Below are 26,103 nucleotides of genomic sequence, written 5' to 3'. Positions count from 1 at the left end.
TGAACGATGTCCCAGGCTGTACCCGGTAAAGAAACGATAGAAGCAGCGCACCAGCTGATAGCGCCTTATATTCATCACACGCCCGTGCTAACCTCGCAGTTTCTCGATGAGCAGAGCGGCGCGCAGCTGTTTTTTAAATGCGAAAACCTGCAAAAGATTGGTGCATTCAAGGCGAGGGGAGGATTGAATGCGATGCTCTCGCTACCTCCTGAACAACTGACCAATGGTGTTACAACGCATTCGTCGGGAAACCACGCGCAGGCGATTGCATTCGCCGCGGCGAAAGTTGGTGCGAAGGCTTACATTGTTATGCCTGAAAATTCGCCCCGGGTAAAGATCAGCGCGGTTGAAAGTTATGGTGCCGAGATCACATTTTGTGTGAACACGCCGGAAGCCAGGCAGGCAGCAGTGGATGAAATTATCACCCGGACCGGCTCCGCATTCATTCACCCTTTCAACAACTACGAGGTAATCGCCGGACAGGCTACCGCGGCAAAGGAACTGATGGAGCAGGCTGGTGAGCCGCTCGACTTGCTTATCGCACCGGTAGGTGGGGGAGGGTTACTGAGCGGAACTGCATTGGCCGCCCATTATTTCTCACCGGAAACGAAAGTATACGCAGGAGAGCCGGAAGGCGCAGCCGACGCCGTACTTTCTTTCCGAAGCGACAAAATAGAAAAAGCGCCATATGTGAAGACAATCGCCGACGGATTGCTTACATACCTTGGAGATAAGACATTCCCGATTATCAAACAGCATGTCAGCGACATCTGGCTGGTCTCTGATGAGGAAATTGTCGCTGCAATGCGGTATTTGTGGGAGCGGATGAAGCTGGTCGTGGAGCCTTCCGGCGCGGTAGCCCTGGCGGCCGTGTTGAAAAACAGGGAACTGGTGAAAGGGAGGCGCGTTGGCATTATTTTGACTGGTGGAAATGTGGACCTGGGCAAACTGCCTTTTTAACCGGCAGTAGAATTACAGAAAAAGGGAATTTTCATAAAGAACAATATGCGCTTCGGAGAAAAAGACCGTTATAGAGGAAATATTTATATTTTAGAATTTTCAAAACCGGTAATTATTTACACCTAACATTAAGTTATGAAAAAGCTGATTTTTTGCTGTCTCGTTGTGTTAATGGGCGCTTGCAAGGATGATAAGGAAGTGGTAGAACCAGAAACTGACTTTGCTCCTGATTTTAATGGTACGTACGTGACAACAACGGTAACATCATCGCAGGTAAGCAATATGGAATGGGTGGTAACCAATAATGCCAAGAACCAGCTGGCAATTGTATTCAAGAGGGATACCGAGATTTCAGCCGCCGGAACAACAGTATCGCTTTTACAAACCTACAAGCTGATCAATGTAAAAACTACCGGTAAAGACGCGATCGAGCTGAGTGAAAGTGTTGATGTGGAACAAAGCAATGGAAAACCTCTGAAACAAAAAGTGGAAGGGACCGGCACCAGGATCGTAAATGGAAACGGCAAGCAGCAGATTAACATTACGCTGAAACTAACAGACTCGGCTACCGGCGCTGCAACTGAGGAATATCTGGAATTCAAGAAGCAGTAATACAGCATTAAACAAAAACAGCGGCTGTCACATTTTGTGACAGCCGCTGTTGCGTAAAAGCATCTTGTTAGCAATAATAAGGTGCTTTTATATGACTGAGCGTATCCTTTCATTTAAAATGATAAAGGGAAAAGTTACACTGAGCACAGCGCATGTAAGCACAAAAGCAATCAGCCAAAGCAGCGCGAGGGTTAATTTTACAACTACGATCATTTCCGTCTTATTTTATTGAATAGATCGTTTTCAGGCTGTTTTGGTTGCAATTGCCGGCTGCTTTTCAGCTACTTTTTATCTTCCGCAAATCCCGTTGAAATCGCAATAAACACAAGTATTCAGATCGTCCGTTTTGCGGAATGGAATATCGGGATCGAGCATTACATTCAGGATATCTGTAAGGATCACTTCTGATTTTTCGATGAATGCACCGGGCGCCAGTTCGTCGGTTAGTTCGAGCGGGTTCGAGATCTGGTTTTTAGGATCGCGGAAAGAATAAAAGCCGGATTTGACTGCATATTCGCCGAAGTTGAAGGTATTGTCTTTGAGCTTCAAACCCTTTTCGTCCAGCATTTTCCGGTACATCAGGTACTCGTACATCCACAGCTGGCGCACGTATCCCATTTTCCTGTCCGGGTCAGTCCGGATCACTTCTTCCCTGCGCACCGGGTCTACAAGCTTTTGCTTGCCTGTGAGTTCCACGCTGCCCGTCTTATAGTCCATTACATACAGCGTTCTTTCCGCTTCGTCCAGCTCAATGCGGTCGATCTTGCCGCCAAGTCGCACAGGTGTGTACGATCCTTGCAGGATCAGGTCAATTCTGGTGTTCAATGGTTGCTCAGCCGCGAGTATCCTTCGGCGGGGCTTTTGCTGCATCTGGTTTTGCAGGAAAACGAGGATTTGCTGCTCTCCAATCTGATAGTATATCCTGTTTAAACCTAAATCAGTCACATAACCCTTGAAAAGCCGATCGAATTCTTCGCGCAGCACAGTCCTGATCTCTGCTTCGGAAGGATCTCTGGATTCCAGAAAAAATTCCAGGTCCATTCGTTCCAGCGACGCGTGCAGCCAGGTACCGATCTTGTCCATTCCCAACTCTTCTTCCACCTCCTCTTTCTCCTTCACGCCGACAATGTGTTTGAGATAAAACTGCATCGGGCAACGTATGAATTCGTTGAGGTGCGTGGGATAAATGCCTTTATTGGCCAGATAGCTGCGGATTGTGGCGAGCATTACTTCGTCCTTCTGAACCGCTTCTTCCAAATCGTGCTGCTGTTTTCCTTCAAAAACAACCGATTTGTGCGTAATGTGAATGCGGGGGTTAAATTGAGCCAGTTCAAATTCCAGCTGCTGGATAAACCGGCTTTTTTCCCCGCCACCCGGCGCATCGTTGGTGCTGGTATAAAGCAGGTGTACCTCCGAAGCACGTTGCAGCAGCCGGTAGAAGTGGTATGACATCACCGCTTCCTGGTGCAAATGCGTTGGTAATCCCACTGCCTGCGCAGCGTCGAAAGGAATAAGTGAATTCTGTCGTTTGGCTTGCGGTAAAATACCTTCATTCAGCGAAAGAATGATGATCCTTTCGAAGTCGAGCGCCCGCGTTTCAAGCATTCCCATGATCTGCAAGTTACTTACAGGCTCGCCGCTAAATGGAATGCGCGTTTGTCTGATCAGCTCGAACATGAACGAGCGCATTGTTCTCAGCGTGATCAGCTCTGCTTTCTCTTCGATCGTTTGTTCAAATTGTTTGAGCAGCGTATAAAAAAGATACAGGTACTCGGTTTCAAGCGCGTTTTTATAGTCTTTATAAACCTCCCGGAGCAACTCGATCAGCTGGTAAAAAGTATCCAGAACCTGCTTGGGATTGTTCTTCTGCCAATGCGTGAACAATGCACGGAATAACGGGTGGTTTTCTCCCAAAGCAAGCAGTTCTTCCGAGCTGAGAAAAACCTGGTTGTTGGAAGTAATTTCAAATAAAGTACGCTGAATGATCGTCTGCCCGTCGCTGAGTGGCTGCAAAGCAACGTATTCATAATGCCGGATAAACGGGTGGTTCAGTACCTTATCGATTGATTTGTGTCCGAACTTGGGATAGCGGACAGTCCGGCCTGCTTTATTTCTGAATTCGACCACATTCTGCTGCAAGTCAAAAATGCTGTCGACCAATGTATATAAAAGAGAGTTCCGCATGGAAAGTCCCATTGTGACATTGAGATCGTGGACTTCCTCATCCAGCGAATAGAGCATCGGAAGCAGCAGGTTTTCATCTGCCAGCACAATGGCCGTCGGAATGCGGGCTGCATCCGTTTCTGCCTTCATGGTTTCGTAAAGCTGTCCCGCGACTTTGGTCTGCAGTGCCCCATTGGGTACGCCGTAAACGGTGATCTGCTTGGCGGTCGACAACAGATCGTTGCTTGTCCAGTTCCATTCACCAAATGCGCCGCTTTGCTGGTAATCCCGCAGGCTCTTTCCTGCTTCCACCGCCTTGTTCTCCGACATATAGTAGCGGTCGCTATCCCAGAAAACCTCGGCTTTCTGCGCCTTGATCAGGGTAGTAACGATCACCCGCTCCGACTCGGTGAATGCATTAAATCCGGCGAAATAGATCTTATCGTAATCCGTGCGCTGCTCTACCAGATCCGAAACAGACTCGGCCAGTTGCCTGTACGCCATTCCCCGGTAAGCTTTCCCCTTTTGTTCCAGCTTGCTCCGGAAGAGCTCATACAACGTTTTTATGTTTTCAAACAATGAAAAATATTGCTTCTGCCCGCCTTCTGTGTGAAGTGTTTTACCTGCGGGAAGATTTTCCTGCCACCGGCTGATGGCGTGCGCTTCCGAGAGGTAATCGAACAGGAAATCTGTTTTGACAAGGTACTGGTCAATTTTATCAAGATCATTCAGCAATACAGCAGCCCAGCCCATAAATCGCTCGAACTGCACATTGGGATCTATCTCCCGGAAAGTTTCATATAGATCAAAAAGCAGGTGTACTGGATCTTCGATTTCCAGCGTGCACATACTTTCCACGAAATCGTCAACCGCAATCACCGACGGGCTCATGATCGGTAATGTCGTCTCAATGGCAAGCTCCTGCATCAGGAAAAAAGCAGCCCTCCGCGTAGGTACCACGATCTGAATCCTTTCAAGGGAAGGGTGATTATCGAGAATTCGCTTTGCAACGAGGTTCAGAAAGGATTGCATAGTATTTGGTGATGAAGAGAATCAAACAATGCGATCTCCGTTTCGATTCAGGGTGATTTTAATCAAACAACGGCCAGTTGACCCCGAATGAGAATGCGCGGGCCAGCCCCAGGTAAGTAGGGGTAACGAAATAGCCTTCCGGGAACAAGCCCAGCGACCCGCCCTGGTTCAGGTAGGCCATTTTGAAAAACAGCCTGACCCGCTTGATACGTACATTGGCAAATGCATCAACTACGGAATTCTGGTTCAGCCGGTCTCCGTTTTGCAAATGGAATTGCTGTGTTACGGGCATATAAGCATCAGCCAGGTAAGCCGACCGGTAGCGTGCCGCAAGTCCAAGCTGAATGAACAATACTTTTGCATAAGTGAAGTCAAATGTGACCTCGCCGCTTGCAAAAACCGACGGAACGCGGAGTACGTCCGTATTATCATTTAAAGTCAGGAAACTCATCGCCGCGAAGTTCCAGCGACCCAGGTGAATGCCCGAGTTGAAGCCAAGCCGCAGCAGGCGGAAGCCCGAGTTGAGCTGCCGGGGCATTGCAAGGGTATCGTAGTAAATGTAATCGTTGATCTGGTGGATCTGGATTTCAGGGACAAACTCAATCTTTTTGGTTTTGAGGGGCAGCGAGGCGTAAATAGTCTGCACTTTGGTCGGATCAAAGTTATTTCTCCATTCAAAATGGTTGCTGATGTACCTCTCAGTCAGCAGGTCAGGAGCTGTTTGAATACTTTGAAATCCGGCTTTGCCCCATTTGGTATTCAGCTCGCCTTTTAACCTGTACTCCACGTTTTTGGCCAGGTTAAGGTCAGCTTCTGCGGTCAGGTAATTGCTTGAATCTTTGAGGTAATAGCCCAGCCACGCGCCAATGATGTTGTCAAACCGTAATCCGGTACGGTAACTGGTTGAAGCGTCGCCCACGTCATTGGCGAGCTGACTAACCGCCCGCATTCCGTAAAAACGCTGCCTGATATAAGCACGGTAATTGAAACCAGAATAGAAACCTTTGATGCCGACTTTGTTGTCGAACAATTTGTAATAAATATCCTGTCTCGTTTTTAGAGAGTCAAATCTGAAATCCGGGTAAATGTTCCGTTCAAGTCCGCGCTGAATCGACAGGTCGGTGTACCGGTTGATCGTACTTTGAAAATCCGCCTGCTGAAACAGCTGGAATCCATTGGCGAGCCTGTATTGCTGGTAAATGTGAAATACGTGCCGGCGCTCCCAGGAGTTGGCGTCGTCGCTGATCTTGGCGGCCCCGTCGTAGGAATACTTTTGTTCCACGTTGTCGATCAGATTGGGGATAATGCCGCCCTGCTCGCGCACTTTCTGGTTCATGTGGCGGTAATGCGCCAGGATGAGGTATTTTTTGTTTTTGGAAAAATAGCTGGTGTGCAGAAGCAGCGTCCAGTTTTGTCCGAGTAAAGCCTGCGAGTTGACAGTTTGCGCAAATCCGTATTGTTTGTTGGATGTAAAACGCTGCCCCCGGATACCAAAGTTGAAGCGCGGGTTCACATTCTGTGTGTAAGCGAATGTTCCCATGGAGGTTTTCCGCCCGCCGGAAAGAAAGTCCAGCTCCGTGTGTTGCGACCTCGTATCGACATATTGAACTTCATCCTGCTTGATCGCATAGGCATCGTAGGCGCGAAGCCCGAGCTGAGCGCCGATATCCTCCCGCGGCTGGAAAAACAGGTTTCGGGTAGCAGTAACTGCATTGCCCAGGTCTACCAGCTTGCCCCAGGCTTTGTCCATTGGGAGCCAGCGGTGGAAATTGGTAAGGTTGGTATCAACGCGATAGCGCACCGAATCGCGGTTATTCAGGATATCATTTTCGTAAAAATGCAGGGTTGTATGCGGACCGTAGACGTTTTTGGTACTGTCATCGAGAATCTGCGTACCTCCCTGGCCTCCGCCGCCGCCTCTGCTGCCCCCGCCTGTACCGCCGGGCATTTGCATGCCGCCGGGCAGTCTTACCTGCGCGCTGGCTTTCGGAATGACAATAAAACCTATCAAAAACCACAGTGTGGAATAAAAAACAATTCTCATAGAGGAAACTATCGTGCTGTGCTGGTTTGCAGGGCTTCGACGCGGGTGGTGAACCATTGAACAAAGCGGGTGCTGTCAGTCCCGAAATTGACAGTAACAGGAATATAGGCAAATCGCTCAGCACATCCCAACTGCCTGACCAGCGGCTTCAATTTGACCATATCTTTTTCGGTTGTCAATACAAAAGTATCGTTTTTTAGGTACTTAATCAGACCTTCCACCTCAGCCAGCGTGTAATTATGATGATCCGGAAAGCTAACCGTGTCTAGAACGGTAAAATGGCTGTCTATATATCGGATGAATGGGGTTGGATCAGCTATTCCGGCGACGATTTTAACATTCTTTAACTGCACAGTGGCTCCATTGAAGTCTGTGGGCGCAGCGTAATCCGTGAAGGAGAAGAACACCGGCTTCTCTTTCCCCGCATAATGCGCAATTTCCCTGCTGATCTGCTCTTTGGCGAAGTTGTCCAGCTCGACCGGGCATTTTGTTACGATGACTACGTCTGCGCGTTTGACCCCGTCCCGGTTTTCACGCAGCCTTCCCGCGGGGAATGGGTGATCTTTGTAAAACGGCCGGTTGAAATCGTTCAGGAGTATATTGATATCCCGCCGTATTGCGCGGTGCTGAAAAGCGTCGTCGAGGAGTATAAGTCGCGTTTCAGGGTAGAGCTCGGCTAGTCTGGCGGCGCCTGCTGTGCGGTTTTCGCTTACGGCGACCACAACCCCTTTATTACTAAACTTTTGAAAAAACTGCAGCGGTTCATCGCCAATGTCAGCGGCTGTGGACTGGTGGCTGGCAAGGACAAAGCCGCGCGTTTGTCTTCCATAGCCGCGGCTCAGAATAGCGGGTGGGGAAGAGGTGGCGAGTACATGGGCCAGGTATTCAGTGACAGGTGTTTTTCCCGTGCCGCCCACCGTCAGGTTACCGATTGATATGATGATCTGAGATGCTTTGTTTGACCGGAACCAGCCGAGATCGTACAGCAGGTTACGTACACGGGTGACCAAACCGTACACCCACGAAAAGGGGATTAGCGCCGCTTTTAACCACTGGTGATCTTTCATACAAGCTGCATAATTACATATTTTTTGCCTAATATTGTTGCCCTTTTGATACCTGACACCACGTTCCCATGCCCTTAAAAATTGTGTACAGACCCTGTACGCTTCATTTTCGTAAAGAAGCTGGCACCTCGCGTGGGGTTCTTACACAAAAGACTTCCTGGATTTTGCAGGTAACAGATTCTGAACAGCCGGGGCTTGCCGGCTACGGAGAATGCGGCCCGCTCCCGGGATTATCCGTCGACGATCTTCCCGACTTTGAAACTCAGCTCCGCGCCGTTTGCGACCTGTTCAATGAACTTGATCTTGACGTCTTTCCATTCAACCTCGGCATTATCCTCGACCAGGTTGTTCCGCAACACCTGCCTTCCATTCGTTTCGGGGTTGAAAGTGCGTTGCTGGACATCATGAAAGGCGGCAACCGCAAACCATTCAGGAATACTTTTTCGGAAGGAAAAACAGGCGTGCTGATGAACGGGCTGATCTGGATGGGCTCTTATGAAAATATGCTCGAACAAGTGGAAGAAAAGCTCGCGCAAGGCTTTACTACACTGAAAGTGAAAGTCGGCGCCATTGATTTTGATAAAGAATGCCGCATTCTTGAAACAGTGCGGAGCAAGTACAACAAGGAGCACATCACATTGCGTGTAGATGCAAACGGTGCTTTTTCACCCGCCGATGTGCATCAGAAACTGAATACGCTCGCCGCATTTGACCTGCACTCGATAGAACAACCCGTCAAAGCCGGGCAGCATGAATTGATGGCTGCATTGTGCCAGTCTTCGCCTGTGCCAGTTGCACTCGACGAGGAGCTGATAGGAGTGTTTGATTACCGCGATAAATTCGCGCTGCTCAAAAAGCTCGCTCCTCCATTTATCATATTAAAACCGACACTGCTGGGTGGTTTCCGGCATACAAGCGAATGGATAGAAATTGCGAACCGGCTTCAAATCGGCTGGTGGATCACTTCGGCACTGGAATCGAATATCGGATTAAATGCAATCGCGCAGTATACGGCTGCATTTGATAACCCGCTTCCGCAGGGATTGGGTACCGGGCAGCTTTTTGTTAACAATTTCGATTCGCCGCTGGAAGTCAGGAATGGGTACCTGCATTATAATGCGGAAAAAAGCTGGTCGCTGCCCGATTTCGCAAACGCCGGTTAATTAACCCAGTTCACGCCTTTTCTTAGCAATTTCAAAGTCTCAGCTTCCCGTGAGCCGGCTTCGGGGGTAAAGTTGTACTCCCAATTTGCCTGTGGGGGTAAGCTCATTAGTATTGATTCGGTGCGTCCATTTGTTTCCAGACCGAACTTGGTACCTCTGTCCCACACCAGGTTAAACTCCACATAGCGGCCACGCCGCAGATACTGCCACTGTTTTTCATGTTCCGTAAATGGATCATTCCTGTGCTTTTCCATTAAAGCGGTATAAACAGGCGCAAAGTTTTCGCCAACTTCTTTGACGAATGCAAAAAGCGCTTCTTTCGATAATCCTTGCCCTTTACCTTCTTCATCCGGTTTCAGGTAGTCGAAGAAAATGCCGCCGACGCCCCGGGTCTCTGATCTGTGCGGGATATAAAAGTAATCGTCAGCCCAGGTGCTGAACTCGGGATAAAAAGCCTCGTGGTGTTTGTCACAGGCTGCTTTTAAAGTTTGATGGAAAAAACGCGCATCTTCTTGCACCACATAGTGCGGGGTAAGGTCGATGCCGCCGCCAAACCAGCAGGTACCATTGCTGAGCTCGAAATAGCGGACGTTCATGTGTATAATAGGAACGTGCGGGTTGTGGGGATGCATGACAATGGAAACGCCCGTGGCAGTAAAATGGAAATCGTCGCCGGGGTTCAGGTTCATTTGCTGGTGCAACCTCGGATGTACCTCGCCTTTGACACTCGAAAAATTAACCCCGCCTTTTTCAATCACATTCCCATTCTGGATCAGCCGCGTTCTTCCGCCACCGCCTGAGTGATGCTCCCACAGATCTTCCTGAAACCGGGCAACACCATCGGTACCTTCCAGCGCGCTGCAAATGCGATCCTGTAAATCCTTAAAAAACGCTTCTATTTCTTCAACTCTCATAATTTTCACTTGATATCCAGCCGGCAAAAGTACGATAAAAGTGAAAGGGAAGATAGTTAATAAAGCAGAGAGGTTGACACGCGTTACGTAACGTGTTACATTTGTAAATGATCAGAAGCATCGTCAGCAAACCCCTCAGATTGTTTTATCAAAAAGGTGACAGCTCTAAATTACCGGCTTCACAATTAGGTAAGATCAGCCTTGTATTAACATTGCTTGATGCTGCAAGTATTCCGGAAGAAATGGATTTTCCAGGTTCAGGATTACACAAGCTATCAGGTGAACTAAAAGATTTCTGGGCTGTTAAGATCAATGCGAATTATCGAATTATTTTCAGGTTTGAGGGAAAAGATGTGACAGATGTGGATTATCTGGACTATCATTAAATAAAGCTTATATGGAAGAGCATAGTGTAAAAGGCCCGATGAAGAATCCGGTACATCCAGGTACGGTACTTAGAGACCTGTATCTTGGACCATTGGAGTTGACGATTACCGATGCTGCAAAAGGGTTGGGCGTAACGCGTAAGACACTTTCACAACTTATAAACGGACATCAGGCAGTTACGCCTGACATGGCGCTCAGACTTGCGGAAGCATTTAACACAACTCCGCAGCTCTGGCTTAACATGCAGCAAAATTATGACCTCAGGGAAGCGGAGAAAAAGGTAAAAACGCATACAGTAACACACTTCTGGGCTCCTGCACAATCCCGTAATGCGAAGGTTGTCTGATCATTCTGTAATTACAGTTCCTTTACAAACAGAAAAGCGGAGCACCAGCTCTGCTTTTCTGTTTACTAATAACATCCTTTAAACCTCAATCATCAATTCGCAGGAATGTGCCGCTCAGGTTAAATACCAGCTCTTTGCGGTTGGATAATTTGACTTCCTGCGTTGTTTTGCTCTTTTCCCACTCCGTAACGAAGTGATCAGCGTAGTTGGTTTGTACGTATTCGAGCACTTTCAAAGGGATAACGCTGTCGGGGATCTTCGTGTCGTTGGTACCATCCACACTATAACATTCCCCCTTATTATCAAACTCCAGCGCGACCTGATTATCCAAAATCACATCATAGCTCGTCAGCAGATCGTCGCGGTCACGTACGACGCGGGAAATGCGGGCGTCGGGAAAATGGGCCTCGATAAATTCATTGGCCTGAGGTGGCAAGCTGGTTTCGTCCACTACTTTTTCGTTATCGCAGCCAGTAATTGCCGCCAGGATCAGCATCAGGTAAATTGAAAGCGTCTTCATCATTCTTTTCCGTTAGTTAAACATTGCTTTTGATGATGACAGGTGACTCCCTCGATCCCCCTATGCTGTTACCTATATTTTTAAAATTTCTTTGGTCTTTCTCCCAGCCAGCCGATCCTGCTGATAAATACGCGGTCATTCACTCTTCGCTGGTAGTTTTTATCGAAATAGTCGTTGGTGGTGAGGTTCAGCTGGTATTTGTATGACCTTCCTTTTAATGCAGCTCCATACAATTTACTAAGATCGTACTCCGCGATGTCGGAAGGTTTGTATTTGTTGAGTTCCGAGTTCGGTACATGCTTTTCATTGATCCATACTCCGAAAACAGAAGCCTTTTTCCAGTTTTCAAACATCTCTGCATCCGGCGCTTTCTTCACAGGTATACCCATCTGGAACACTGTAATGCCGGAATCTGCGGCCATTTCAAGTTGTTCCCTGTTCATTTTTGTAAAAAGCACATGCATTCTGTCTTCTAGCTTTGGCGCCATTCTGACCATCGGGTCAATACGGCCGTTTCTCTTGTTGGTGACGTAAGTGGTATGTTTTTCAATGGTATTATAAAATTCTGCCTGCTCTGCTTCGCTGATCCCCGGTCCTGGTTTTGAAATAAGTCTGCTATGCCTGAAATCGGCCCCAGGTTTTTGTTGTTTGTCCGAATTCTGATCGAATTTAATCGTAACCACATCTACAGACGGCAAAGCTTTTGCTACCAGCTTCCCGCCTTTTTCGACCTGTGCGTAGATCTTGTCCGCAAACGTAAAAGTGAGCGCGAATGCAAGCAGCGCAATCGCAAATTGTTTGGCCAGTTGCCTGTTCAGATTTTTGATTTTCGTCATCATAGCTAATCGTTTTTTGGTGATAGAATAGTTGAAGCTGCTTGTCAGGCTTGCATGCTGCTTTTGAAGAACGGTATCCAGAAGCAACAGCTGGTAGCTTTTTACATCTGAAAACGCCTTTAAAACAGCCTCATCGGCCAGAAACTCGTGGTTAAGTCTGATTGCTTTTTTGTAAAAGAAAAGGAATGGATTGAACCACATCAGTGCGTGGACCAGCTCGATAAGAAGAATGTCAATTGAATGCATTTCCCGCGCATGGGCCAGTTCGTGGGTGAGGATTTCACGCCTTATCTGCTCGTTTTCGTAGGATTTTTCAGGAATAAAGATGTTGTCCAGGAAAGTGTAAGTAACAATGTCCTGCGGTACCAAAACCAGCGTTGCCTCGCGCAGCTTGATAATATTACATCTGGCCCGCAATCTTAAAATCGCCTGTACATTCCTGCCGAACCTGAGCAGTAGGAGCAAGGCAGGCAGCCAGAATGCAATTTGCAAATACATCGTAAAATCGAATGGAGCAGACTGCACAGTGGCGGCTGGCAGCGGGGTACTTTCGGCTGGACTGATTGCTGTCATCATGCCGGGCAATGCGGTTGCTATCGGCCTGATCACGCTGTCAGGAGCTAATTCAATGGATATCAGCGGTACCGACAAGGAGAATGCCAGTGAAAGCAGCAAATAGGCGCGGTTGAAATGCAGCATCTTTTCCCTTTCGAGAAAAAGATGGTAGACCGCGATCAGGATACCCGAGCACAGGATCGATTTTACGAGATAGTCAGTCATTTTTCTTGCGGTTTATTTCTTCATTGATGACCTCCCTGAGTTGTTCCAGTTCTTCTGTCGATAGATTAGTATCCCTCGCAAAGAAGGAGCCGAATTGTGCTGCAGAATTATTGAAGAAGTTGCGGATCAATCCATTCACGTGGTTAGAAAAGTAATCGCTTTTGGAAACGAGCGGATAATACTGCCGCGAATTGCCGAACATATTATAAGCCACAAAGCCTTTGTCCTGCATTCGTTTCAACAAGGTGATCACAGTAGTCTGCGCGGGTTTAGGCTCCGGCAGCGCCTCTATCAATTCCTTCAGGAATAGTTTCTCATGTTTCCACAACGGTTCCATTATCTGTTCTTCTGCTTTCGTCAGGCTCATTGCTCTACAATAAAATTATTTACTCTACAAATGTAGATTAATGTTTTTAAATCGCAAATATTTATGGAAAAAAGACAAAAATAGTTTCGCAAACCGGGACAGCAGGATAGTTAGTAACCACTTAGCAACTACTTTTACAGTCCAAATTGACAACCTTACAAATGCTCAGACTGCTACCGTTCTTCCTTCTGTTTTTTACAGCCAGCTTTGCCCAAACCCATACTTCAACCATCCGCGGAACGGTACGCGACGCGGATAGCGGTCAGCCGCTGGTCGGTGCGACCGTGCAGCTCGCGCAGGGACAGAGTGGCACGATTACTGCCCCGGATGGTACTTTTCGATTTGATCAGCTGCAAGTCGGACGCTACCAGCTTACAGTTACTTATGTGGGTTACGAGACAATTGTGGTTTCCGAAATTTTACTTGAATCAGGGAAGGAGAATATCGTACAGGTAAGGCTGAGCCCGGCAGGCAGGGACTTGCAGGAGGCGACGGTTTCAGCTTCGCGCCCGGTTGCATTCAATAGCGTGCAGCCGATTACCATTGAGCAGACTTTCCGCTACGCAGCCACCTACATGGATCCTGCGCGTGTGGCCACTTCCTTTCCGGGTGTTGCGGCGGCGAATGACCAGGCGAATGGACTGGTGGTGCGCGGTAACTCGCCGAATAGTATGCAGTGGCGCCTGGAAGGTGTCGAGATTGTCAATCCAAACCACCTCTCCAATGCAGGTACATTCAGCGATCGTCCTACTTCCACCGGCGGCGGCGTGAATATCCTGAGCACGCAGTTGCTGGGGACTTCCAATTTCCTGGCTGGTCCGTTTCCTGCGCAATACGGCAATGTAACCGGCGCGATCCTGGACATGAACCTGCGGAAAGGAAATGATGAACAAACCGAGTTTACTGGTCAGGCAAGTTTGCTGGGACTTGATTTTGCAGTCGAAGGTCCGTTTTCAAAAAAGTCGAAGGCTTCTTATCTGGTCAACTACCGCTATTCTTTCACCGGTTTGCTCGGCGCAATGGGCGTGAGTTTCGGTGGGGAAGATATCCGCTTTCAGGATTTGTCATTTAACATCAATATCCCTGCGAAAAACGGCGGCACATTTACACTTTTCGGAATGGGAGGAGTGAGCAGCAACGACTTCAAGGCTGAGCCGGACAGCACTTTGTGGGAGAAACAAAAGGACGGATATAATATTTTATACAAAAACAAAATGGGCGCAACCGGGGCCACTTACCTTTTGCCTTTCGGTAAAAAAGCCTCGATCAGAACGGTAGCGGCATTTTCCGGACTTTATACTTCCCGGAATTCAAATGCTTTATACAAGTCGCCTCTTACTCCTACACCACTGGAAGGTAACGATGTGCAGGCGAGGAATATGATCTCACTAAGTTCTGTCCTCACTGTTCGTCCCAATGCAAAAAACCGGTTTAAAGTAGGAGCGTACCTCAATTACCGCTACGATAAGCTGGGCGGTTTGTATGAATTCGGGGGTTTTGACACCAAAATTGTACAGACTTTCGGGAGCTGGAATTACCAGCTGGCACCTTCTGTGACAACAGAACTGGGTCTGCACCTCGTTTCAAGTCAGATTACAGCACGGGAAACATTCTCCAACAGCTCCATAGAGCCCCGTGCTTCGGTTAAATGGCAGGTGTCGAACAAGTCACAACTGAGTTTTTCGTACGGTTTGCATAGTCAGCTGCAAATCCCGCAACTGTATGCAGCCACATATTCGACCACGAATGTTGCGGGTAACCTGGATCTCGGGCCCACGAGGTCGAACCATTTCGTGCTGGGTTATCAGCAGGATTTTGGGAAAAACAGCAGTCTGAAAGTGGAAGGTTACCTGCAAGATCAGTTTCAGGTACCAGTTAACATTTACTCGCAATTTTCGGCTGTTAACCAGCTGGAAAACGGCGTTTATTCGTCACTGGAAAACGATGGGACTGCACGTAATTACGGCATCGAAGCTACTTTCCAGAAGCTGCTCACCGACGATTATTATATGCTGATATCCGGCTCACTCTACAATGCCACTTATGTTGTTGACGGTATCAGGCGTGAAAGCAGGTTCAATGGGCGTCATACTTTCAGTTTTACGGGTGGGAAAGAAATCCGGTCGGGCAATAATACCTGGGGGCTTAATGCAAAAATCCTCTGGTTGGGCGGATTTCGCAACGTGGCGATTAACGAATCCCAATCACGTGAATACAATGCAACGGTTTACGAAAACCCCAATGTATTTGCAGTAAGAATGAACGACTACTTTCGTCCGGACCTTCGCATTTACTGGAAAAAAAGCCACGCCCGCTACAACCGCACCCTGGCACTAGACCTCCAAAATGTATCCGGCACCAAAAACGACGCTTATAGCTATTACGACAGCGTAGAAAAAAGAGTTGTACGCCAGAAGCAACTGGGATTGATCCCCGTAGTGAGTTACCGGTGGGAGTTTTGAGGTGGAGTTCATGAGTTTAAAGTTTATGAGTTTATACAACCTTGTCACGGTGAGCAAAGTCGAACCGGAGGAATTTGTCACACTGAGCGCAGTCGAAGTGGGGGGGAGCAGGGCTCATTTGTCACACTGAGCGCAGTCGAAGTGGGGGAGGGACACCATTTTACATTCAGAAATTTTTAATATTTAATGAACTAATAACCAGCAGATTTCAAGTTATTCGGCTAATTCAATTACAAACAAAGAACTTTCTTAGCCATAAATGTGTAAATAGCAATGCAATCGAACTTTGTGCTAATAGCTAAAAGCCAAAAGCCAAAAGCCGACGGCCGATTGCCAAAATGGGGGTGACTGGAATTGACAGCGGGTTGGAAGTCTGTGTGTAAGCATGTCGGGAGTTGAGATTACCTCCCGTAAATAATGGTCTCAAACAATAACTGGCGAATCTACTTACGCCATGGCTGCTTAATCCGGAGGATTAACCAAATGCCATCATCTCTCCACCCCACGTGCTGCCGGGTGGATCCAGAGGTGTCGAACCGCAGCGCTGGTTGGTATATTGATGCGTAAAACCAACGAGACCCTAGTATCTAAGGCTTAGACGCGGGTCCGCCGCGAACCTTGTCTGGCCCGACAATCTAATCGAGGATAAGCATGTAGAAGGCGCAGGGTTTCCCTGTTCTGGACGAGGGTTCGACTCCCTCCATCTCCACTGAAAGCCGTTTCCATTTAGGAGGCGGCTTTTTTGCATGTAGAGGGCGCAGGGTTCGGCTTGCTTTTTGGTGAAGTTGGCTGGTATAGGGCCACTGTTAGAAGGGCTCTGGCAATGTTTGTAATATATGCTTGTACAGTACAAACCCTCAAATGCATCAAATTGTGGCAGCTTGAATTACCCGGCTCAACTTATTTCTCCCAGCACGATACTCAGTCGGAAGCATGTTAAACTTGGTTTTAAATGACTTCGCAAAATAATTTGGTGCCGTGAACCCCGTCATATAGGAGATCTGGGAAATGCTGAGATCACTGTTTTCCAGCAGAACCGCTGCTTTTTCGAGCTTGATTGACCGGATAAATTCGATGGGCGTTTGTCCGCTCATTTCTAATACTTTGCTGTATAAACTTCCCCGGCTCATGCCCACGTGTTTGCTGAGGTTTTCCACGCTGAGCTGGGAATTATGCAGATTATTTTCAATGTAGACAAGCATGTCTTTCAGAAGCTTTTCCTGCGCTGATTGGATCTGCGGATCCTGGCCAGAGATTTTGATATGCCGTGAATACACACCTTTCAGCAGCCGGTTGAGCAGCACCAGGTTGTTGATCTTGGCATTGAGTATCTCGAAGTTAAAGGGTTTGGTCAGGTAATCATTCGCGCCCGAGTTGAGGCCTTCCAGTTGCTGCTGCTCGCCAGTCGATGCGGTCAGTAGAATGATCGGAATGTGTTTGGTCCGTTTGTCGGTTTTGATTTTCTGGCTCAATGCGATCCCGTCCATTTCCGGCATCGCAATGTCGCTCACGATCAGTTCAGGGTGGTGGCTGAGCGTTTTTTGCCAGCCTTCCTTTCCGTTGCTGGCCTCTATCACCTGGTAATAAGGAGCCAGGTTTTCTCGCAGATATTGCCTGAATTCGTCATTGTCCTCAATGATCAGCACGGTTGACGGTTCTTCCACACTAGCCTTTTCTAACTTGCTCGCTAAGGCCGGTGCGGAAATTGCCGGCTCAGGCGCTTTGGTCGGATCGTCATTCGCCGCCACCGACTCAAAATCCGCATTCACCGGCAGCCTCACTGTAAAAGTACTGCCCAGTCCCGGTTGGCTCTGGACGGAAACCGAACCCTGGTGCAGCTGAACAAATTCACGCACGATCGACAACCCGATACCGCTACCCTGGTTCAGCACCGACTGACCCGCATCATTCTGGAAAAAGCGCTCGAAAATCTTTTCATGTTTGTCTTCGGGTATACCAATGCCGGTGTCAGAAATAGCAATATCCAGCCACTGCTTGCCTTCGACGTCTTCGTGCTGCCCGATGCGCAATTTCACCTGCCCGCCTTTTTGAGTAAACTTTGATGCATTCGAAAGCAGGTTAAAAAGTATCCTTTCCAGCTTGTTGGCATCGAAATCCATGAAAAAATGCGCCGCCGAACTTTCTATCCTGAACTCAATGCCCCTACGGCCGAACAAATCGGTAAACTGGCCGCAGGTGTCTTCGATAAAGTTCACGACGTCTTTTCTGCTCAATTCAAGGCTCAGTTCCTGTTGCTGCATATTTTTCAGGTCCAGCAAATGGTCGACCAGATTCAGCAGCCTTTTTGCATTCCTTTTAATCGCCAGAACCGGCGCGTGCAGCTCAGTATCCCTGGTTTTGCCGAGCACATTATCCACCGGCGCCAGAATGAGAGCGATCGGAGTCCGGAACTCGTGACTCAGATTGGTAAGAAATTTGATTTTCATTTGATCCAGTTCGCGCGCTCGCTCTGCTTCGGCCTGTTCCTGCTGTTGCTGGAATTCACGTTTCAGCTTTCGGATCCCGCGTCGCCGCATGATAAATACAATCACAAACGGCGTAAGAATGTAAAATATGTAGGCGTAAATGGTCAGATAAAACGGCGGCTCCACTACCACAATCAGCGACCTGGTCTGGCCAGTCCACTCTATGCCGTCAGGGCTGGCCTGGACTTCGAAAACATAATTACCAGGACTCAGATTGGTATAGCTCGCCACATTGTTCGTCCCCGTCTGGTTCCACTCTGACTGCATTCCCGAGAGCCTGTGCCGGTAATGGATCTGCTTGGGATTTGTATAGTTGAGCGCGGTAAAGCCGACGGAGAAATTCTGTTTATAGCCGAGCCGGATGGTTTTGGCAACTGAAATATCCGCGTCCACCAGATTGGAATCTGCGGAAGTAATGCTCCTGTTCCCTATTCGAAGGTCTTTCAGGATAATAGGCGCAACGTTTTTTCCTGACGGAAGGCTGCGCGTATCAATGTAATTAAAACCTGCAATGCCACCGAAAAATAGCGTATTGTCCGCCGTCCTGATCCCCGAGCCAAGCACGAATGTTTTGTTTTGGATGCCGTTGTAAGTGGTGTAGTTTGTAAACTTTTTACTATGCCGATCAAAGAAGCTGATCCCCTGATTGGTACTTACCCAAATGCGCCCCTGCACATCTTCCAACACTTTGTTCACAATGCTGCTGGGCAGTCCTTCCCTTTCGGAGTAGGTCGTGAATTTCTTTGATTTTTGATCATAAAGCCCCAATCCCTCACCCGATGTGCCGACCCAGATGTTCCCGTCCCGGTCTTCGAGAATGGATGAAACAATGTTGCTGGGTAGCCCGCTGGTTTGTTTGTTCAGCAGTTGGGAAGTGCGTAGGACCGGATCATAAACCGCGATACCTGTGCCGTGTGAGCCGATCCAGAGCTTACCGTGCCGGTCCTGCATAATGTCCCTGATGTACCCATTCAGCGGAATGGGTCGGCTGGCCATTGCAATGCCGGGATTGTAAAATCTTGTGAATTTTTCCGTAAGCGGGTCAAACTGGTGCAGGCCGCCACCATTCGTACCGATCCATATCTTGCCCAAGCGGTCCCTTTTGATGGCAAAAATGTCATTATTACTGAGCGAAGTCGAATCCTTGCCGCGTGTAAACTGGGTATAAGCGCCCGTCTGGGGATTGATCCTGATCAGCCCGTCCTGAAATGTTCCTATAAACAGCTCACTCTCCGAAGCTAATTCCATGGACAGAATCGCCAATCCCGATGAGGCATTCTTGTTTTTTGGATTAATGGTAAATTTTTTAAAAAGATTGGTTTTGCGGTCATACAAATTCAATCCCCCTCCGTCGGTACCGACAAACAGCTGCCCGGTTTTACTCTCTGCGAAGGAGGTGACAAAAGGTGCGCTCAGCCCGTAAGGATCGTTGCTCTCGGATCTTTTCAAACCGAAGATTGCCAGGTTTTTATCGTACTTGTTAATGCCGCCCTTGTAAGTCCCCAGCCAGCAAATACCTTCATTATCAATCAGTATGCTGCGAACGGACTTGTTACTTAGACTGAACTGGGTCCGCGCATCTGGCTCGTAGCGGGTAAATGTGCCTGTCGGAATGTCGAGAATATTTAAACCAGCATCTGTACAGATCCACAGGTTACGATCATTTTCCCGCGCCAGCGCAAAAACCATATTACTGCTCAGCGAGTTTTTGTTTCCGGGGTCGTAGCGGAAACTGCTCAAAATCCGCCCGTTCAAATCCAGTTTGTACAAGCCGCTGAACGTCCCGACCCATATATTACCGTTCCGATCTTCCACAATCGACTTTACCGACCGTGCACCCGCGTCCTCGGACAATTGCTGCAGGTAATTGACAGGCTCCCGCGGGTTATCAGCAGGATCCATACTGAACAATCCTTTATCCGTCCCGATCCAGACAACTTGCCTGCTATCAATCGCCACGCTCAGTATCAGCCCTTTCGATATCTGGTCCGGAATGTCGGCTTTGGATAAAAAGGTGGTGGTTTGGCGTGTTTCCGGGTTCACGGTTACTAATCCTCCCGTCGTTCCTACCCAAAGCTTGCCAGTTGCATCACTGGCGATGCTCGTAACACTGTGCGGCGAGGATATGCGGATAAATGCGTCCTTATTCCTGTTGTATAAATGTAAGCCTCCCTCATTCGTCCCTACCCACATGCGCCCTTTGCGGTCTTGATGCAAACTGGTAATGTCACTCGATTTGAGAGAAGCAGAATCGCCTTTCCGGTGCCGGTACACGAGCACGTCGGTGCCGTCGAACCGGTTCAGACCGTCATCGGTCGCAAACCACATTAATCCGTAACGATCTTTCAAAATAGCTGTTACTGTATTTGACGACAGTCCGTCCATCGACGTAAGCGAAGTGAACTTCGGCTCTGGTGCCTGTGCTAGGACACTAAAATTCCCTCCCGCCAGAATCGACAGATATAAGTATAAGAAGACGATGGAAAACCGGAATCGCATTGTGTTCAATCAAATAAGGTAGATGCTCCTGTGATAAGACGAGCGTATCAGGAAATGCACGGGTAAAAATGCAAATTTCTCCCAGAATCGGGCATTTTATTGATCGATTTGAACAATCGTAGCCTACAAATGCACAAATCTGCTCACAGCAGACACTGTCACCACGTTAATTTTGTCAAAAATAAATCAAATAATATCTGGAAAAAATCATGAAGTGTTTGGTGCTGTCAGGGGCCAGCGCTCCAAGAAATATGCCTGTATTTATTATTGTCAAATTGACACTCAAACAAACAACTACCAACTCCTTATCTCTTTCAAACATCAAATCATACCTCAATTATGCATGACTGTTTATTAAAACGTACCGCGCTGGCGCGGATGGCAGGCATCTTCGGGCTGCCTGTTTTACTGCTGGCGGGAGTGTCTGATGACGCCGTCGCTGAGCGCGCCGCCATGGCCAATTACAGCAGCAGACACCGTGCTGCTCAGGTTGCAGATGTGGAAATTACCGGTCGCGTCACTGGTGAGGACGGCGAGGGGCTGCCTGGCGCGAGTGTGCTTGTCAAATCCACTACTGCCGGAACCATTACCGACGCTGACGGCAGTTTCAAGCTCCGTGTCGCAGACGGCGGCAATGCCGTGCTGGTCATTTCCCTGGTTGGTTATATTTCTCAGGAAATCCCGGTAGGAAATCAGACAGCCATTAATGTCGTCCTCAAAAACGACAGTAAGGTGCTGGAAGAAGTCGTGGTGGTCGGCTACGGCGTGCAGCGGCAGGAAGCGGTGACCGGTTCTGTAGTTTCGGTTTCAGGGGATATCGTGCGCGAAGTGCCCTCTTCAAACCTTTCGCAGGCCTTGCAGGGCAGGGTAGTGGGCGTTGAAATTTCACAAACTTCTTCCAAGCCAGGTTCTGCGATGCAGATCCTGATCAGGGGACAGCGTTCTTTAAGAGCTGACAACAATCCATTGATCGTACTCGACGGAATTCCTTTTGCGGGCTCGCTGACGGACATTAACCCCAACAATATCAAGAGCCTGGACATTCTTAAAGATGCGTCGGCGACGGCGATCTACGGTTCCAGGGGTGCTAACGGGGTAATTCTCATCACGACCAACACCGGCAAGCGCGGCCAGAAGGCGATGTTCAGCTACAATGGTTTTCACGGAGTTACATCGGTTTTTGCCAAATATCCGATGATGAACGGACCTGAATTTGCAGCCCTCCGAGCGGCAAGTATTCAGAAGTTTCAGAACACGCTCGACGAATCGAATAATGTCAACACAGACTGGCAGGATATGATTTACCGTAAGGGAATGATGACGAGCCACGACGTAAGTGTATCGGCAGGTACAGATAAGGGTAGCTACTCTTTCGGGCTGGGTTATTACAAAGAGAATGCAGTGGTTCCATTGCAGGATTTTACCCGCTATTCGCTGCAAGGTTCTATTGATCAGGATATTAACAAGTATTTTAAAGTAGGATTGTCGACTAACTCCAACTTTACAATCAACAATGGAAATAACATCCCGGCAGTAGGAATGTCGCTGGGAAGAACACCGATCACGAATCCCTATAATGCAGACGGTAGCATGAAAACCATTGTGCAGGAGCAAACTTCCGGTCCGCAATGGGTGCCTTCACGCGAGCGGTTCAACAGCCTGGGCGATGCTTACATTGATCAGACTAAATCTTACGGTTCTTATAATACGGTCTTTGCAGAAGTACGCGTTCCAGGCATTACGGGATTGAAATACCGTGCAAATCTAGGTCTCAACTTCCGCCAAAGCAGTAACGGAAACTATACCGGGCAGGGTGTGTTCGCCGGCAATGTGCAAAATGTGTCAACCGCAGGTATCAGCAATACGCTGACGACCAACTGGGCCATTGAAAACATATTGAGCTACGACAAGAACTTCGGCAAACACATGATCAATGCGGTGGGGCTTTACTCAGCGCAACAAAACACGACCAATAACTCGTCTGTCGGGGCGCGTGATATTCCTTCGGATGCATTCCAGTTCTATAACCTGGGACGCGCGGACGGTATCATTACGGTAAATCCTGCCAATCAGGGTTACAATCAATGGGGGCTTCTCTCGTATATGGGCCGCGTGATGTATTCCTACGACGACCGCTATATGCTCAGCGTCACCTATCGCGGTGACGGATCTTCACGTCTCGCATCTGGCTATCAATGGAATGCCTATCCCGCCGTATCTATAGGCTGGAACATCTCGAAAGAGAATTTCATGAGCTCGGTGACACAGGTTAATCTTCTGAAACTAAGAGCGGGCTACGGACAAACTTCCAACCAGGCGGTGAACCCGTACGAAACGCTCGGCTTGCTGGCCACGCGGCCTTATAACTTTGGCGACGACGTGTATTCAACCGGATTCTACGTTTCCAATGCGCCTAACCCGCGTCTGGGCTGGGAATTTTCGAATACACTGAACTTAGGTGTCGATTTCAAAATGTTCAACAATCGCCTGTCAGGTACTTTTGAGTATTATGAGCAGCAAACCAAAAACGTACTGCTGGGCGTAGGACTTCCGCCCACCTCAGGGGTAGGGGGCTACACTGCCAATATTGGTCAGACGCAGAACAAAGGGATCGAGCTGAATCTGAATGGTACGATCCTCGAAAATTTAAATGGCTGGACCTGGGACATTGGTTTCAACATATACGCAAACAGAAACAAGCTGGTTTCACTCGCATCGGGACAGCAGCGCGACGAAGGAAACTGGTGGTTTGTAGGGCATCCGATCAACTCGATTTATGATTACGAAAAAGTGGGGCTATGGCAGGCTGACGACCAGTACCGTGATATTCTGGAACCGGGTGGCAATGCGGGAATGATTAAGGTAAAATACACCGGCGACTATAACAGCGACGGAACACCTACACGACCTATCAATGGCAACGACCGGCAGATCATCAGCATGCAGCCAGATTTCCAGGGCGGATTTAACACGCACGTGGCTTACAAAGGATTTGATCTCGGTATCGTAGGTGCATTCAAAAGCGGCGGGTTGCTCAATAGCATGATATACAGTTCAAATGGATACCTCAATAACCTGAATGCACGGGCCGGCAATAACGTGCGGGTCGATTACTGGACTCCGGAAAATACGGATGCGAAATATCCGGCTCCGGGCGGCATTGGCGGTGACAATCCAAAATATGGAACTACGCTGGGCTACTTTGATGCTTCGTATCTGAAAATCAGGACGATGACATTGGGTTATAACCTTAACGCAAAGCAACTTGAACGGCTGGGTATAACCAGGCTGCGCGTTTACTTTACCGCTCAAAATCCTTTCGTCATGTTCTCGCCTTATAACAGGGAGTCGGGCATGGACCCCGAAACGAACTCTTTCGGAAACGAAAATGCGGCGGTTCCACTGTCGGGTGCACTCAGACGTATACTTACGATCGGTACCAATACACCCTCTACCCGCAACTATCTGGTGGGCGTTAATCTGACATTTTAAACAGTTTGAACATGAAACTCATTCAATCTACAAGTCTGCGCGGCCTCATGCTGCTGGTGCTGTTCTCGGTGGGGTGTACCGATATCCTGGAAGAAAAGCCAAGGGCGATCTATACGCCTGAATATTTCAAAACAGAAAAGGGCGTTTACGGTGGTTTGACCGGAATGTACGCGCACCTCAGATGGATTTTCGGAAACGCTTACTATTACAATTCCTGCGTAACCGGAACCGATGAAGCGACCTGGGGCGCGAGTGGCGGCGGAAGTAATTTCCAGATCCACGACCTTTCGGGCGGCGGATTGATTATGGCCAACAACAGCGACGCGAGCAATGTGTGGTTCAATGCATTCCCCAATATCAACACCGCGAATGGCGTGATCGAAAATGCAACAGCCGTGGGCATTTCGCCGGCGCTCATCGCGGAGGCGCGTTTTTTCCGCGCATTCGATTACTTTTTGCTGGTACAGGCTTTCGGCGGCGTGCCGCTGGATCTCGGCTCGGGAGAACTGGCATTCAACATTTCGACACTCAGAACTTCGACCCGCAATACCGTACCGGAAGTTTACACAAAAGCTATCTTTCCGGATTTGGTGGCAGCAGTGAACGATCTGCCTGAAACCGGACGTGTAAAAGGCGGAGTGACTAAAACTTTGGCCCGTTTGTATCTTTCAAAAGCCTATCTGACCTACGGCTGGTGGCTGGAAAATCCCAAAAACATCCCAACCTATCCTGAAACGTCACGTACCGATCCGGATGGACACAATGCACAATGGTATTTCCAGAAGGCTTACGACATTGCGACAGAAGCGATTGCCAATCCGGGTCCTTTCAAATTGCAGGATACCTATTATGATGTGAATCTGGGTTCAAATGACCGCAACAGCGAATTGTTGCTTTACGCAGATCATACCGAAACGAGCGAGTTGTACAACGGATCTAGCCTTACCTATGCAGGCGGCGGCGATGCGGATAACTTTGCGGTATGGATGCTGACATGGAACTACACCGCCATTACCAGCTCGAAAACCAACTGGACAGCCCCGCAAACCGTCAATTCCGTGCAGCGCGAAGCCGACCAGTCACTGGGTCGCCCGTGGGTGAGAATGGCGCCGCCGCATGAAGTATTCAAAAATACATTTGCCGACAAAACCAACGATTCGCGCTACGACGGCACATTCACCACCGCCTATCGCGGCAACTGGCCAAAGGCAGGCGTAACCAATGAGTTTTTGTACAATGCAAACAATTTGCAGGTACACCCGGGCGAAGCGATCCTGACATTCCTGAACGAAGATCCGGCGCAGACGATTGACTACTCCAACACCGTTTACAAGAGCGGAATGGGGCTTGGCGTGCTGCCTGGCAGAGCCGATTACGTAATGGCTCCAAGCGCAATCAGCAGATTGGTATATCCCGGCTTGTGGAAAATGGGCACGTACCGTACCGACAATGGAACTGGCCTCGGTCAGCCGAATGCAGCCAACACGCGTCCGTTTAATATTGCCAAGTTCTCGGAGCTGTATTTCATTGCTGCCGAAGCAGCTGTCAAAGGTGCTGCTCCACAGTCAGGAAAAACCGCCCGCGACCTGATCAATGTGATCCGCGCCCGCGCAGGCAAATGGCGCTGGAACAACCAGGGTAACGTGGCGAAAGTCGCAGATAACAGCGCTGCCATGGTCGCCGCTACCCCTGCCACGATCACGATCAACTACCTCCTGGCAGAACGTTCCCGTGAATATTACGGTGAAGGTTACCGCTGGTACGACCTCGTGCGCACCCAAACCTGGAAAGAACTCGCCGCCAGCTATACCATCTGCGGGCCCGGTGTAGGCGATCACACGCCGGTGACGTACAAAAGGACGATAGAGAATTATCACTATCTGAGACCAATCCCACAGGGGCAGCTGGATAACCTGGATATCAGTGCAGCGGAAAAGGCGGCTTATCAGAACCCGGGGTATATGTAATTAGAA

At 48.8% G+C, this 26,103-nt stretch carries 16 protein-coding genes and 1 other RNA gene; 9 read left to right on the top strand and 8 right to left on the bottom strand.

The annotated features are described in order from the left end of the window. Nucleotides 1-6: 6 nt before the first annotated feature. Nucleotides 7-960: a threonine ammonia-lyase gene (locus AC1XTG_RS11940; RefSeq protein ID WP_484842159.1), complete on the top strand. Its 954-nt coding sequence runs from the start codon at nucleotides 7-9 to the stop codon at nucleotides 958-960. A 135-nt stretch (nucleotides 961-1,095) separates the two neighbouring features. Next, nucleotides 1,096-1,572: a hypothetical protein gene (locus tag AC1XTG_RS11935; RefSeq protein ID WP_484842158.1), complete on the top strand. Its 477-nt coding sequence runs from the start codon at nucleotides 1,096-1,098 to the stop codon at nucleotides 1,570-1,572. Between the two features lie 288 nt (nucleotides 1,573-1,860). On the opposite strand, the gene AC1XTG_RS11930 is transcribed toward AC1XTG_RS11935, so the two are convergent. From AC1XTG_RS11930 to lpxK, 3 genes are read right to left on the bottom strand one after another with little or no spacing between them, the layout of a single operon-like run. Further along, nucleotides 1,861-4,767 carry a PD-(D/E)XK nuclease family protein gene (locus AC1XTG_RS11930; protein ID WP_484842157.1) on the bottom strand — a complete coding sequence of 969 codons (2,907 nt, stop codon included), beginning with the start codon at nucleotides 4,765-4,767 and terminating at the stop codon, nucleotides 1,861-1,863. 58 nt (nucleotides 4,768-4,825) lie between these two features. After that, a complete protein-coding gene (locus AC1XTG_RS11925; RefSeq protein WP_082489107.1) occupies nucleotides 4,826-6,811 on the bottom strand; it encodes a putative porin in 1,986 nt (661 codons plus the stop codon). Between the two features lie 8 nt (nucleotides 6,812-6,819). Then, nucleotides 6,820-7,878 (bottom strand): tetraacyldisaccharide 4'-kinase, encoded by a 1,059-nt coding sequence (lpxK, locus tag AC1XTG_RS11920; protein ID WP_484842156.1) that lies wholly within the window; start codon nucleotides 7,876-7,878, stop codon nucleotides 6,820-6,822. Between the two features lie 68 nt (nucleotides 7,879-7,946). On the opposite strand from lpxK, the gene AC1XTG_RS11915 reads away from it, so the two are divergent. Beyond that, entirely contained in the window at nucleotides 7,947-9,041 is a 1,095-nt protein-coding gene (locus AC1XTG_RS11915; protein ID WP_484842155.1) for an o-succinylbenzoate synthase, read from the top strand. On the opposite strand, the gene hemF is transcribed toward AC1XTG_RS11915, so the two are convergent. Next, on the bottom strand, nucleotides 9,038-9,955 hold the full coding sequence (hemF, locus tag AC1XTG_RS11910; RefSeq protein ID WP_484842154.1) for an oxygen-dependent coproporphyrinogen oxidase: 918 nt from the start codon (nucleotides 9,953-9,955) through the stop codon (nucleotides 9,038-9,040). The two genes, AC1XTG_RS11915 and hemF, sit on opposite strands and share 4 nt — an antisense overlap. A gap of 107 nt (nucleotides 9,956-10,062) precedes the next feature. On the opposite strand from hemF, the gene AC1XTG_RS11905 reads away from it, so the two are divergent. Beyond that, a complete protein-coding gene (locus AC1XTG_RS11905) occupies nucleotides 10,063-10,341 on the top strand; it encodes a type II toxin-antitoxin system RelE/ParE family toxin (protein ID WP_056282133.1) in 279 nt (92 codons plus the stop codon). 11 nt (nucleotides 10,342-10,352) lie between these two features. Beyond that, nucleotides 10,353-10,688, top strand: coding sequence for a HigA family addiction module antitoxin (locus tag AC1XTG_RS11900; protein ID WP_484842153.1), 336 nt, complete (start codon nucleotides 10,353-10,355; stop codon nucleotides 10,686-10,688). 85 nt (nucleotides 10,689-10,773) lie between these two features. Here AC1XTG_RS11900 and AC1XTG_RS11895 read toward each other — a convergent pair whose 3' ends face one another. From AC1XTG_RS11895 to AC1XTG_RS11885, 3 genes are all read right to left on the bottom strand, one after another. Continuing rightward, nucleotides 10,774-11,211 (bottom strand): PepSY-like domain-containing protein, encoded by a 438-nt coding sequence (locus tag AC1XTG_RS11895; protein WP_484842152.1) that lies wholly within the window; start codon nucleotides 11,209-11,211, stop codon nucleotides 10,774-10,776. Between the two features lie 77 nt (nucleotides 11,212-11,288). Next, complete coding sequence (locus AC1XTG_RS11890) at nucleotides 11,289-12,824, bottom strand: M56 family metallopeptidase (RefSeq protein WP_484842151.1); 1,536 nt, start codon at nucleotides 12,822-12,824, stop codon at nucleotides 11,289-11,291. Continuing rightward, nucleotides 12,817-13,191 carry a BlaI/MecI/CopY family transcriptional regulator gene (locus AC1XTG_RS11885; RefSeq protein ID WP_056282138.1) on the bottom strand — a complete coding sequence of 125 codons (375 nt, stop codon included), beginning with the start codon at nucleotides 13,189-13,191 and terminating at the stop codon, nucleotides 12,817-12,819. Before AC1XTG_RS11885 ends, AC1XTG_RS11890 begins: the two co-directional genes overlap by 8 nt. Before the next feature lie 161 nt (nucleotides 13,192-13,352). On the opposite strand from AC1XTG_RS11885, the gene AC1XTG_RS11880 reads away from it, so the two are divergent. Further along, nucleotides 13,353-15,653 (top strand): TonB-dependent receptor, encoded by a 2,301-nt coding sequence (locus AC1XTG_RS11880; RefSeq protein ID WP_484842150.1) that lies wholly within the window; start codon nucleotides 13,353-13,355, stop codon nucleotides 15,651-15,653. A 340-nt stretch (nucleotides 15,654-15,993) separates the two neighbouring features. Continuing rightward, nucleotides 15,994-16,365, top strand: a transfer-messenger RNA (tmRNA) gene (ssrA, locus tag AC1XTG_RS11875). Between the two features lie 154 nt (nucleotides 16,366-16,519). Here ssrA and AC1XTG_RS11870 read toward each other — a convergent pair. Beyond that, nucleotides 16,520-20,638 carry a hybrid sensor histidine kinase/response regulator transcription factor gene (locus tag AC1XTG_RS11870; RefSeq protein ID WP_484842149.1) on the bottom strand — a complete coding sequence of 1,373 codons (4,119 nt, stop codon included), beginning with the start codon at nucleotides 20,636-20,638 and terminating at the stop codon, nucleotides 16,520-16,522. Between the two features lie 339 nt (nucleotides 20,639-20,977). On the opposite strand from AC1XTG_RS11870, the gene AC1XTG_RS11865 reads away from it, so the two are divergent. Then, nucleotides 20,978-24,130, top strand: coding sequence for a SusC/RagA family TonB-linked outer membrane protein (locus AC1XTG_RS11865; protein WP_484842148.1), 3,153 nt, complete (start codon nucleotides 20,978-20,980; stop codon nucleotides 24,128-24,130). An 11-nt stretch (nucleotides 24,131-24,141) separates the two neighbouring features. Next, nucleotides 24,142-26,097 carry a RagB/SusD family nutrient uptake outer membrane protein gene (locus AC1XTG_RS11860; protein WP_484842147.1) on the top strand — a complete coding sequence of 652 codons (1,956 nt, stop codon included), beginning with the start codon at nucleotides 24,142-24,144 and terminating at the stop codon, nucleotides 26,095-26,097. Nucleotides 26,098-26,103 lie beyond the last annotated feature (6 nt).

It is taken from the genome of Dyadobacter sp. HNCC25DJ183 (genome assembly GCF_056895175.1).
Note: the sequence above shows the minus strand (reverse complement) of the source record. Positions and strands in the feature narration are given on the sequence as shown.